The sequence below is a fragment of the Nodosilinea sp. LEGE 07298 genome (assembly GCF_015207265.1).
Classification (GTDB): Bacteria; Cyanobacteriota; Cyanobacteriia; order Phormidesmidales; family Phormidesmidaceae; genus Nodosilinea.
The window spans coordinates 1-10,430 of the sequence record NZ_JADEXE010000238.1 but is presented as its reverse complement, the minus strand read 5'-3'; the positions used below and the strand labels follow the sequence as shown (position 1 = coordinate 10,430).

General features: G+C 59.6%; 10 protein-coding genes. 3 read left to right on the top strand and 7 right to left on the bottom strand.

Annotated features, from left to right (window positions below; genetic code table 11):
• Positions 1 to 861: ABC transporter ATP-binding protein (locus IQ273_RS24635; RefSeq protein WP_194025790.1), on the top strand; the 861-nt coding region annotated here is incomplete at its 5' end.
• Positions 848 to 1,534, top strand: a complete 687-nt coding sequence (locus IQ273_RS24630) for an ABC transporter ATP-binding protein (RefSeq protein ID WP_194025789.1) — start codon at positions 848 to 850, stop codon at positions 1,532 to 1,534. The genes IQ273_RS24635 and IQ273_RS24630, both read left to right, overlap by 14 nt.
• 267 nt (positions 1,535 to 1,801) lie before the next feature.
• Here IQ273_RS24630 and IQ273_RS24625 read toward each other — a convergent pair whose 3' ends face one another.
• The 3 genes from IQ273_RS24625 to IQ273_RS24615 form a co-directional block, all read right to left on the bottom strand.
• Positions 1,802 to 3,046 carry a DUF445 domain-containing protein gene (locus tag IQ273_RS24625; RefSeq protein WP_194025788.1) on the bottom strand — a complete coding sequence of 415 codons (1,245 nt, stop codon included), beginning with the start codon at positions 3,044 to 3,046 and terminating at the stop codon, positions 1,802 to 1,804.
• Positions 3,033 to 3,761 (bottom strand): bifunctional demethylmenaquinone methyltransferase/2-methoxy-6-polyprenyl-1,4-benzoquinol methylase UbiE, encoded by a 729-nt coding sequence (ubiE, locus tag IQ273_RS24620; protein ID WP_194025787.1) that lies wholly within the window; start codon positions 3,759 to 3,761, stop codon positions 3,033 to 3,035. The genes IQ273_RS24625 and ubiE overlap by 14 nt, the downstream gene beginning before the upstream one ends.
• Before the next feature lie 175 nt (positions 3,762 to 3,936).
• Entirely contained in the window at positions 3,937 to 4,461 is a 525-nt protein-coding gene (locus IQ273_RS24615; RefSeq protein ID WP_194025786.1) for a type IV pilin-like G/H family protein, read from the bottom strand.
• A 331-nt stretch (positions 4,462 to 4,792) separates the two neighbouring features.
• On the opposite strand from IQ273_RS24615, the gene IQ273_RS24610 reads away from it, so the two are divergent.
• Positions 4,793 to 5,803 carry an NAD(P)-dependent oxidoreductase gene (locus IQ273_RS24610; RefSeq protein WP_228053785.1) on the top strand — a complete coding sequence of 337 codons (1,011 nt, stop codon included), beginning with the start codon at positions 4,793 to 4,795 and terminating at the stop codon, positions 5,801 to 5,803.
• Positions 5,804 to 5,897: 94 nt separating this feature from the next.
• Here IQ273_RS24610 and sppA read toward each other — a convergent pair whose 3' ends face one another.
• From sppA to IQ273_RS24590, 4 genes are all read right to left on the bottom strand, one after another.
• Positions 5,898 to 7,742, bottom strand: coding sequence for a signal peptide peptidase SppA (gene sppA / locus IQ273_RS24605; protein WP_194025785.1), 1,845 nt, complete (start codon positions 7,740 to 7,742; stop codon positions 5,898 to 5,900).
• A gap of 177 nt (positions 7,743 to 7,919) precedes the next feature.
• Entirely contained in the window at positions 7,920 to 8,117 is a 198-nt protein-coding gene (locus IQ273_RS24600; RefSeq protein WP_194025784.1) for a twin-arginine translocase TatA/TatE family subunit, read from the bottom strand.
• 62 nt (positions 8,118 to 8,179) lie between these two features.
• Positions 8,180 to 9,382: an aspartate aminotransferase gene (locus tag IQ273_RS24595; RefSeq protein ID WP_194025783.1), complete on the bottom strand. Its 1,203-nt coding sequence runs from the start codon at positions 9,380 to 9,382 to the stop codon at positions 8,180 to 8,182.
• Positions 9,379 to 10,430: iron-containing alcohol dehydrogenase family protein (locus tag IQ273_RS24590; protein WP_194025782.1), on the bottom strand; the 1,052-nt coding region annotated here is incomplete at its 5' end. The genes IQ273_RS24595 and IQ273_RS24590, both read right to left, overlap by 4 nt.

Below are 10,430 nucleotides of genomic sequence, written 5' to 3'. Positions count from 1 at the left end.
ACGGTGATCAGCGACCTGGATTTGACCGTACAGGCGGGGGAACTGGTGGCGGTGGTCGGGGCAAGCGGCTCTGGGAAGAGTCTTTTGGCCCATGCCTTGCTGGGGATTTTGCCGGAGAATGCTCACCTGAGCGGGACGATGCAGTTTCAGGGTGAACCGCTGACCTTAGAGCGGTGTCAGGCGCTGCGGGGTAGAGACATTGCGCTGGTGCCTCAGTCAGTGGGTTACTTAGACCCGCTGATGACGGTGGGCCAACAGGTGCAGCGGGTGGGGCAGCTGAGTGGGCTGTCGAGGGCGGCCGCTCGGGCAGCGGTCGATCGCACCTTTGCCCGCTACGAACTGCCCGGTACCACCCGGCAGCGCTACCCCTTTCAGCTGTCGGGGGGTATGGCGCGGCGGGTGCTGGTGTCTACGGCGGTGGTGACCCAGGCCGCTTTGGTAATTGCCGATGAGCCGACCCCAGGGCTACACCCTGACGTGGTGACCGAGACGCTCAATCACCTGCGGGAACTGGCCGAGGGCGGGCGAGGGGTGATTTTGATTACCCACGATATCGAAGCGGCCCTACAGGTGGCCGATCGAGTGGCGGTGTTCTACGCCGGGACTACGGCTGAAATTGCCGCCGCCAAAGACTTTTCTACCGGCAATTTGCGCCATCCCTACACCCAGGCGCTGTGGCGATCGCTGCCCCAAAACGAGTTTGTGCCGGTGCCGGGTAACCAGCCCAGCCCCGAAAATTTGCCGATAGGGTGTCTGTTTTGCGATCGCTGCCCCTGGGCCACCGCTGAGTGCGAGGCAGGGCGGCCTGAATTGCGGTGGGTGCGTCAAGGTTGGGTGAGGTGTATTCATGCTGAAGGGTAACGGGCTATGGTTTCGCTACGGGGCTCAGCTGCCGTGGGTGGTGCAAAACCGCTCGCTGACGGTGACACCGGGGCAAGTGCTGGGGTTAATGGCCCCCTCGGGCTATGGTAAAACTACCCTAGGCAAGCTGCTGGCGGGCTATCTGACGCCCACGCGAGGGCAAGTTACGCTCGATGAACAGCCGCTCTTTACCCAAGGCTACTGCCCGGTGCAGCTCGTCTTTCAAAACCCGGAGCTAGCGGTGAATCCACGCTGGCGCATCGATCGCATTTTGCGCGAGGGGCACCCGCCCCAGCTGCACCACCTCGATGCCCTGGGCATTCACCCCGGCTGGCTGACCCGCTACCCCCACGAGCTGAGTGGGGGAGAGCTGCAGCGGGTCGCGATCGCCCGCGTGCTCAACCGCCAGACTCGCTACCTGATCGCCGACGAGATGACCGCCATGCTAGACGCCAACACCCAGGCCCTGATCTGGCAGGTAATTTTAGAGTTTGCCCGCCAAAATCAGGTGGGTGTGATTGCCATCAGCCACGACAAACCCCTCCTGGAGCGGCTGTGTAGCGGCGGCTGGAACACCGGGGTTGACCGTCATCGATCAGGGGCGGGAGCTAACCACGACATTCTCGATTTAGATCACGACGAACTAAGTCCGCAGCAGCCGCAGGCCGTTTAGTGGCAAAGCTGGTGAATCACTCTAGCTACAGCCGTAGTCATGCTGGTTAGGACACTCACAAATCCCCAAAACGTTCAAACGTTTGAACGTTCATAGGAGACCTGTCTTAACCAGACTGGCCACAGCTATAGCCAGAGTCACCTGGGTTAGGACATCAATCAAGCCTGAAAACGTTCAAACGTTTGAACGCTCGTCTGACAGACGTCCTAACCCGATTGGCTACAGCTATATACAACGTCAACCCTTACTAGTTCTCTCAGCACCGCCCTAAAGCCCGCCCGATCGCTGAGCGTAGAAAAATATCGCCTGCAGCAGGCCGATCGCAAAACCCAAAATGCCGCCCAGGTTGACAATGGCCTGCAGTTCGTTGCGCACAATCCCCTGAATCGCCATCTCCAATTCCTTCGCCGAAGTGCCGCGCACTCGGTCGATAATCACCTGGTCAATATTGAGAATCGGGATAATTTGCGCCACCAGCGACTCCAGGTCGCGCTCCAGGTAGCGTTCCAAAACCAGCGCCAGCTCTTCACTGACCGGGTCGAGCGACCGGGTAATTACCTCAGAATTTTGCAGACGGTTGAGCAGCTGGGTCGCCAGCGTTTCCCAATTGACCGAGGCCCCCAGACCGCGCACAAACTCTGGCCCCAGGGTGCGAATGTAGCTTTGTAATGACTCGCGCAGATTGCGGCGCACCTGGCGCACAGTAGCCACCGGCAGGTTTTGCAGCGACACGCGCTGAAGTGATTCCTGCATGCGTTTTTTGACCTGTAGAGCCACAACCAACTCGGCAATACGGGCGTTACTCACCTCGCGCTCGTCGAGGCAGAAGGCCCGCAGGCGACCCAGGGCATTGCGCACGCCAAACAGGTTGGCCACCACCCAGTAAGTGCCGCTGGTGCGCTCACGAAAAATAGTGTCAATGACCTGAATGTTGCGATCGGTGAGAAAGTCGATCACGAGCTGGCGCAGTTTGTCAGGAGGAAAAACGCCCGTCAGCAACCAGGTGGCAATTTGGTCAGCCTGCTCGGCCGTGAGCTTAAAGTCGATTAGCACCTGGTCAAAGAGCTGATTGAGCTGGGGCTCCAAAAAGTCTTCGCGACGAGCCCACACTCGAATCAGGCGGGGCAGCGACTTGCCAAATAGGTCTTGCAGAATGGCTCCGGCAATCTTGGCGGTGCGATCCTGGGCACGGCTCTGCACCTGGTCGAGGGCCAGCTGCAACAGCCACTTGATCGCCGCCTGGGTGCGATCGGTCTGTAGCAGCCGCCGAGCCAGGTTTTGCAGCTCTTCGGGGGTCAGCAACGACCCCATAATCGTGTCAGAAATGCGCTTGGCCAGCCGCTCCTGGTTGCTGGGTATAAGCCCTGGAGTAAAAGGCAGCCGCCGCCCGCCCAGGTAGAGAGGACGGTAGGGTCGAAACAGCATTTTGATCGCGATGTCATTGGTGAAATAGCCAATCACACCCCCCACAATCGGTGGGGCCAGCAGTAGCCACAGCTCAGAGCCAATCATGGCAACCCACCACCAGCACCCCCATCAGCCCACCGGCAATGGGGTAGTGAACCGCCTGCTCAAACCCAGCCTGGCGGGCCAGCACCACCTGCTCCGGCCCAGTCGGAAAGCGATCGACGCTGGGGCCAATGTAGGCGTACTCCTGGGTGAGGCCCATCTGCTCGGCGGTAGGTACTACCAGGGCATTGAGGTACCAGCGCTGAAACTGCTCGGCTAGCCTGCCCTGGGGCCGATGAAAGTCAAGAATGGCAGCCTTTGCACCGGGTTTGAGCACCCGCCGCAGCTCGGCTAGCCCCTGAGGAATGTCGGTTAGGTTGCGCAGACCGTAGCCCATAGTGGCGGCATTAAAGGTGTTGTCGTCAAAGGGTAGGGCCAGGGCGTCGCCCTGTACCCAGTGCAGCGGTGCAGCGGAATGGGTACGGCGGGCGCGATCGCCCGCCACCGCCAGCAGCTCTGCCGAAAAGTCTAGGCCGTAGACGGTACCCGCAGCCCCTACCGCCTGGGCCAGCATCAGGGCCAGGTCGCCGCTGCCGCAGCACACATCGAGAACGGTGTGGCCAGGGCTTGCCTCGCTCCAGCGCACGGCCATCCGCTTCCAAATCCGGTGCAGCCCAAAGCTGAGGCGCTCATTCAGGCTGTCGTAGACCGGGGCAATGCGATCGAAGAGGTCTTGAATATCAGTGGCGGTAGGAGAGGAGGACTGGGCAGGTGCCACGGCGAATACAGCAAATTAGGCCAACCTTTACTTTAGCGCTGCACCTGGGTCTCAGCTATGGTATTTCGTAGTGTTTGTTACAAAGGCGATCGCGTTTAGTCAGCAATAAGGCTCAGTTCAGGGGTTTACCCGCAACCTTGCCCCTAAACCCCCAAGCCTTTCGCCACTCAATCCTCTACAGCGTGTTGCAGTTAGAAATCTGCACCTGCCCTGCCACCGCCACTGGCGTGGGCGATGGGGTGGTCGCCGTGTCGCCCTGGCAAATGACGGTTCCCAACCGGGCAGCGCCACTGGGGTCTACAGTGCTAAACACCAGTCCGGCATAGCCTCGCAGGGCTGGATTCGTTGGAATCGCCTGGGTTTGAGTCACCTTTATGCCCCCGGTTTGCGAGGTGATGGTGTAGGCATAGTCAGGTGGGGCGTGGCTAGCCGCAAAACCTAACTCGGCGGTGGAGGTGGCAAAGCGATCGTTTTCTACAAAAAAAGCCTGCTGGGCGCGGTTGACCAAGCCAATGTAAACCAAGGCCCTGGCCTGCTTAGAGCGGGCGGCCTGACTCAAAAAGCTGGGTAGAGCTATGCTCGCTAAAACCCCCAAAATGACGACCACTACCAGTATTTCAATCAGGGTAAAGCCTTGCTGGCGATGGGCAAAATCAGGGCCGCAGGGGTTGCCGACATGACGATTAAAAGGGGCGGTCATCGCAGGAACTCAGGAAGTTGCCTGACCCTCTACGCAATTTCTCGGAGATGATCGGGCAAAATCTGTCAGCTTTACATGAGCTTTAAAGATACTTGAGCCGCTTTTGCCCGGCTAAGCGGCATGGTAAACCATGACCCCCAAAACGGTAGGACACGAGTTTTAGCCAGTAACAAGCGAACGAATGGCCTAGTTTTAGCGCCTGGCCAATCATGTTTAGCCTCAGTAGGCTAGCCAGCGCTATATTTTTTCACCAGACTCCTGACCTTGGCCGGGCGTCTAGCTCCACCAAAACGGTCTAAACTGACAGACTATACCTATTGAACTGAGCAATTTGGACACCCTGCCCCTTACCTCCAACCCCAATACCCTGCGCGTGTTTATGACGGGGGCTAGCGGCTGCATTGGCCACTATATTTTGGAGCTGCTGCTGGAGAGCGATCGCTACGAGCTATTTTTGCTGCTGCGCTACCCCGAGAAGCTGCGGCTGCCCGTGCAAAACAATCCTAGAGTGCACATTCTGCGAGGCGGGCTAGAGAATATTGATCCCTTTATTGACCTGCTGCCCACTATCGACATTGCCATTCTAACGGCGGCAGCCTGGGGCGGCGACCCCGGCTACGTCGATGCCATCAATGTCGACGCCAACCTGAAGGTGATGGCTCACCTCGATCCCCAGCGCTGCCAGCAGGTTATTTATTTTTCCACCGCCAGTATTTTGAATCAGCAGAGCGCTCCGCTGCCGGAGGCAGGCGACCTTGGTACCGAATATATTCGCAGCAAGTACGAGTGCCACCACCGCTTACCCGAGTTAGCGGTATATGACAAAATTACCACGGTGTTTCCGACCCTGGTGTTTGGCGGCGACAAAGAAAAGCCTTACTCCTTTATTTCGGCAGGGCTCAAGGATGTCACCCGCTGGGTAGGGCTAATTCGCTTCTTTCAGGCCGACGCAGGGTTTCATTTCGCCCACGCCCAGGATATTGCCACGGTGATCAACTACCTGGTTCAGCACCCCTCCAGCGAGGGCTACCGGGAGTACGTGCTGGGCAACCCGCCCCTGAGCGTCAACCAGGCCGTCGAGCAAATTTGCGGCTACTTTGGCCAGCGCATCTGGTTTCGCATTCCGCTATCGACATGGCTAGCCGACGTGCTGATCAAGATCTTTAGGGTGCAGATGGCTCCCTGGGACTATTTTTGCCTGCGCTACCGTCACTTTGTCTACGCTGGAGCGGTTAGCCCGGCTAGCTTTGGCATGGAGCCCTACTGCTCGACCCTGGCCGATCTCATGCGGGTACACGGAATTCCTGGGGCTAAGAAGAGGAAGCATGTGAAGGTGAGGTAGGTGGGATTGTTCACCTGATCAGGCTGTTTAAAGGTCTTCCTATCCGCTCATCTCTTATCATCCCTTCATCTTCCTAACCGCTCCACCCTCCAGACTACTTCACGACCAGTCGGTAGGGCATGATCGAGTAGATGCCGCGCGGGTCGTTGAGGGCGCGCATGAGCTGGGCGTCGTCGACGAACTCTAGCACCTGGCTGGTGAGAGGGTCGTGGGCGGTGGTGCGAGTTGTCTCGGCAGTTAGGAAAAAACGCAAAAACTGTTGCCAGTCGTCGGGTTTGGGGTATTCTCTCAGACGCCAGTCGTCGTTTAGGTTGGCGAGTTCGGCAGCAGTCGCGATCGCAGTATCTACGCCCCCCAGCTCATCTACCAGGCCCAGGTCTAGAGCGGCTTTGCCCGACCACACTCGCCCCTGGGCTAGCTCGGCCACTACGGGGCGCTCCAGGTCACGGCCCTCGGCCACCCGGTCTAAAAAGCTGTCGTAGATGGCGTCTACGGTGCGCTGTAAAATGGCCAGTTCGGCCTCGGTTTTGGGTCGCGTGCTGGTGAAAATATCGGCCAGCTCAGCGGTTTTAACGCCTTCCCAGTTCACCCCAACCTTGGTACCTAGGTCTTCCAGGTTGAGAAAAATACCGAACACCCCAATCGAGCCGGTAATGGTGGTGGGCTGGGCAATAATCGCGTCGGCCTGGGAGGCGATCCAGTAGCCGCCAGAAGCGGCTACGTTGCCCATTGAAACCACAACCGGTTTACCCGCCTCTTGCAGCAGCCTCACTTCTCGCAGAATGATCTCCGAGGCCGTGGCGCTGCCGCCGGGGCTGTTGACCCGCAGTACAACGGCTTTAACCTCATCGTCCTGGCGCAGCTGGCGCAGCTGGTGGGCCAGGGCATTGCCTGCGATAATGCCGCTTTGGCCCAGGTCGCTGTCGTCGCCGCCGTCGACAATGGTGCCTTCGGCGTAGATTAGGGCCACCTGCTGATCTGAACGGCGGCTGGTGAGGGGGTCGTCTACGGTTTTGGCGTAGTCGGCCAGGTCAATCTGGCGAAAGTCGAGGTCGTCTTCACCGTCGCTATTGGTTATGTCGCCTTCGCCCGTAATCTCTCGCAGGGCGGCAATTACTTCGTCTTCGTAGGCGATCGCATCGGCAAAGTTTTGGGTTTCGGCCTCGGCCCCAAATAAAAACCCCTGGCGGTTGGCAACGGCCTGAAACTGCTGAGGCGTTAATTCCCGATGGGCAGCGGCAGTATCCAGCAGGTTCTGCCACACATCCCACAGCAGGCGCTGGGTTTGCTCGCGTTCCTCAGGGCTCATGGTGTTGCGAATCAGCGGCTCTACCGCCGACTTGTAGCGGCCAACCCGGGTGACCTGTACCCCCACTCCCAGCTTTTCTAAAGCCTCGGCCTGGTACATGGTTTCGGCGTAGAGGCCGTTCATCTCAATGTCGCCAAAGGGATTGAGGTAGATTGTGTCGGCCAGGGCGGCGAGGGCATACTCCTGCTCATCCCAAGAAATGTCGTAGGCCAGAATGGGCTTACCCGCCGCCTTAAAAGCCTCAATAACCGGATGAAGTTCAGACTGACTGGCCAGCCCCACCCCCATACCAGCGTTGCCCTTCATGTACAGGGCCGATATGCGATCGTCGGTGGCGGCAGACTCTAGGGCCAGCACGGCCTGGCGCAGGGTAATTTCGCCAGGGGCTGAGCCACCCAACACAATAGCGCTGGGGTCGATCGCCGCGATCGAGTCAGGAATCACCGTTGAGAGATCGTAGACCAGCACGGTGTCTCGATCGATGGCGGGGGCATCGCTGTCTTCGTTGAGCCCAGCCATCAGCACCCCCACTAGCCCTACCGCCCCCAGGGCGAGCAAAAAGCCCAGCAGCAAGAAAAACAAAACTGACCCGGTCAGACTAGCCAGGGTGTACTTCAGAAATTGCCGCATGGAGGTGGGTAACGCTAGGGGCTATCGTCAATTATCGGTTAACTGCTAAAAGTTAGGGGGTTTTAAGTCCCTAGCCTGTCGATTAGGTCGGGCGTGGCAAAACTGATTCTTCAAGCCTTTGGGCCAGAATTATTCCAGAATTATTAATGTCACGCCCTGGGGAATTGTATGGCCAGTCTAACGATATACGTCGGCGTCTTCGGCATCCTCATAGGTGTCAAGGGCCGAATCGTCTGGGGTTTGGCTGATTTCGTCTTTGAAGCCGCGCAGGGTTTTACCCAGGGCGCTGCCTAATTCAGGAATTTTTTTGGGGCCGAAGATGAGGACGGCCACCCCAATAACGAGCACAACTTCAGTCCAGCCGAGGTTAAACATGGTGGTAGCGGGGGTTGGAGATTTGTTTCACTATACACTGGGGCTAGAGCTAGCGCGATCGCCTACACTGCCGCCGCCTCAGGGGCAAAGCGAAACCCGGCCTGGCGAATGCGATCCATGGCTACGGCCAGGCGATCGCACTCAGCAATCAGGCTGACGCGAATATAGCCCTCGCCGCCGGGGCCAAAGGCATTGCCGGGGGTGACGACCACGCCCGTTTCCTGCAAGACCGTCAGGGCAAAGTCGGTAGAGGTCGTATCAGGGGGGCAGGGTACCCACAGGTACATGGTGGCCTGGGGTTTCTCTACCGTCCAGCCCAGGGAGGCAAACTCGTCGATCAAAAAGTCGCGGCGACTGGAGTAGCGCTGCTGCACCTCTTCTAGGTAGTGGTCGGGCAGTGACAGGGCCGTTTCTGCCGCCCGCTGCAGGGCCGCAAAAATACCGTAGTCGAGGTTGGTCTTTAAGGTGCGCAGTCCTTGAATAATGTGGGAGTTGCCCACGACAAAACCCACGCGCCAGCCCGCCATGTTGTAGGTTTTTGACAGGGTGTGAAATTCAACCCCCACCTCCTTACCGCCGGGAATTTCGAGCAGGCTGGTGGGCTGATAGCCGTCGAAGGCCAGCTCGGCGTAGCAGAGGTCGTGCACCAGCAAAATCTGGTAGCGGTGGGCAAACGCTACCGCCGCCTCAAAGAACTCGCGCGGGGCGGTGGCGGCGGTGGGGTTGTTGGGGTAGTTAAAGAACAGCGCCTTGGCCCGCTGGGCGACCTCTGCCGGAATAGCGTCGAAGTCAATCAGCCAGTTGTTGGCGGCAGTGAGGTGCAGGTTGTAGATTTCGGCTCCGGCGATCGCCGGGCCGCGAAAGTGGGCCGGGTAGGCCGGGGTGGGCACCAGCACCAGGTCGCCGGGGTTGATAAAGGCCATTGCCAGGTGGGTAATACCCTCCTTCGAGCCCAGCAGGGGCAGGGCCTCGGCGGTGGGGTCGAGGGCCACCCCGTAGCGGCGTCTGTACCAGTCGGTAATCGCGGTGCGAAAGCTAGCGGTGCCTTCAAAGGGTGGATAGCCGTGGGTAGCAACATCGGCGATCGCCAGACGGGCCGCCTCCACTACCGGGGCAGGAGTGGGGCCGTCGGGGTTGCCCATGCCCAGGTCAATTAGGTCTAGGCCCTGCTCACGGGCGCGGGCCTTCAGCTCATCGAGGCGGGCAAAGACGTAGGGGGGAAGGGCACTGAGGCGGTGGGCCGTAGGCATCCAGTCGAGGGTCATGGCTGCACCTCCGGGGCAACGCTAGAAGGACGAAGAGGGGCCATCGAACGCGATTTTTCGCGCAGTTCGGGGCACAGGGGCGATACCATCGCCGCCATCACCGCCGCCGGGGCCACCGTAAAAGGCAGGTGGTGAATATCAGACCCCTCATGGCAGGCAAACTCCGCTGCCTGCTGCAGCTGGGTTAGGGTGATGTCGCCCAAGCCCAGGTCGTTCAGGGTTTGGGGCAGCCCGGCAGTTCGGTAAAAGGACAATAGCTGCTGCCGAGCGGCGCGGGCCAGGGAGGTATTGCCGCCCATTTCTTCGAGCCGCAGCTGCACCAAAATACCGTAGGCCACCTTCTCACCGTGGAGAATGCCGTGGCTAGCAGGCAGTTGGGTGAGGCCGTTGTGTACCGCGTGGGCCGCCACGGTGCGACACTGCGCTCCGCCGACGCCGCCCACCACCCCGGCCAGCAGCACGGTGGCATCGACCACCTCCTGCCAATCGGAGCCACCCCACTGGCGCAGGGCGGCGGGGGTTTTTTGCAGCAAAATATCGCGCAGTACCCTAGCCTGCTGCACCGCTGCCACAATCAGGGTTTGCTGACTGGCCCCGCTGCTGACCGCCGCCTCATACCATTTAGCTAAGCCGTCGCCAATGCCCGCCACCAGGGTGCGGCGCGGCGCGGTGCGAATCAGGGCGTAGTCGAGCACGAGCAGGCTGGGACAGCTGGACAAGGCCACATCATAGCGAAAGGCTCCCTGGTCAGAGTAGACATTCGAGAGAGCCGTCCAGGCCGCACAGGTGGCGGCGGACGTGGGCACCGTTATCACCGGCTGATGAATCTGGTGGGCCAGCAGCTTAGCCGTGTCGAGGGCTTTACCGCCGCCGATGCCAATTACCACATCGGCCTGGTGCTCGCTGGCGATCGCCCGTAACCGCTCCAGCGTGTTTTCGCTACAGTCACAGCCGTAGGAGACCGTTTGAGGGGTCAAGCTCTCCTGTTCTAGAGCGCCAATTAACGGTGCGGCCAGCTTCAGGCTGTGGCTGCCGCCCACAATCAGGG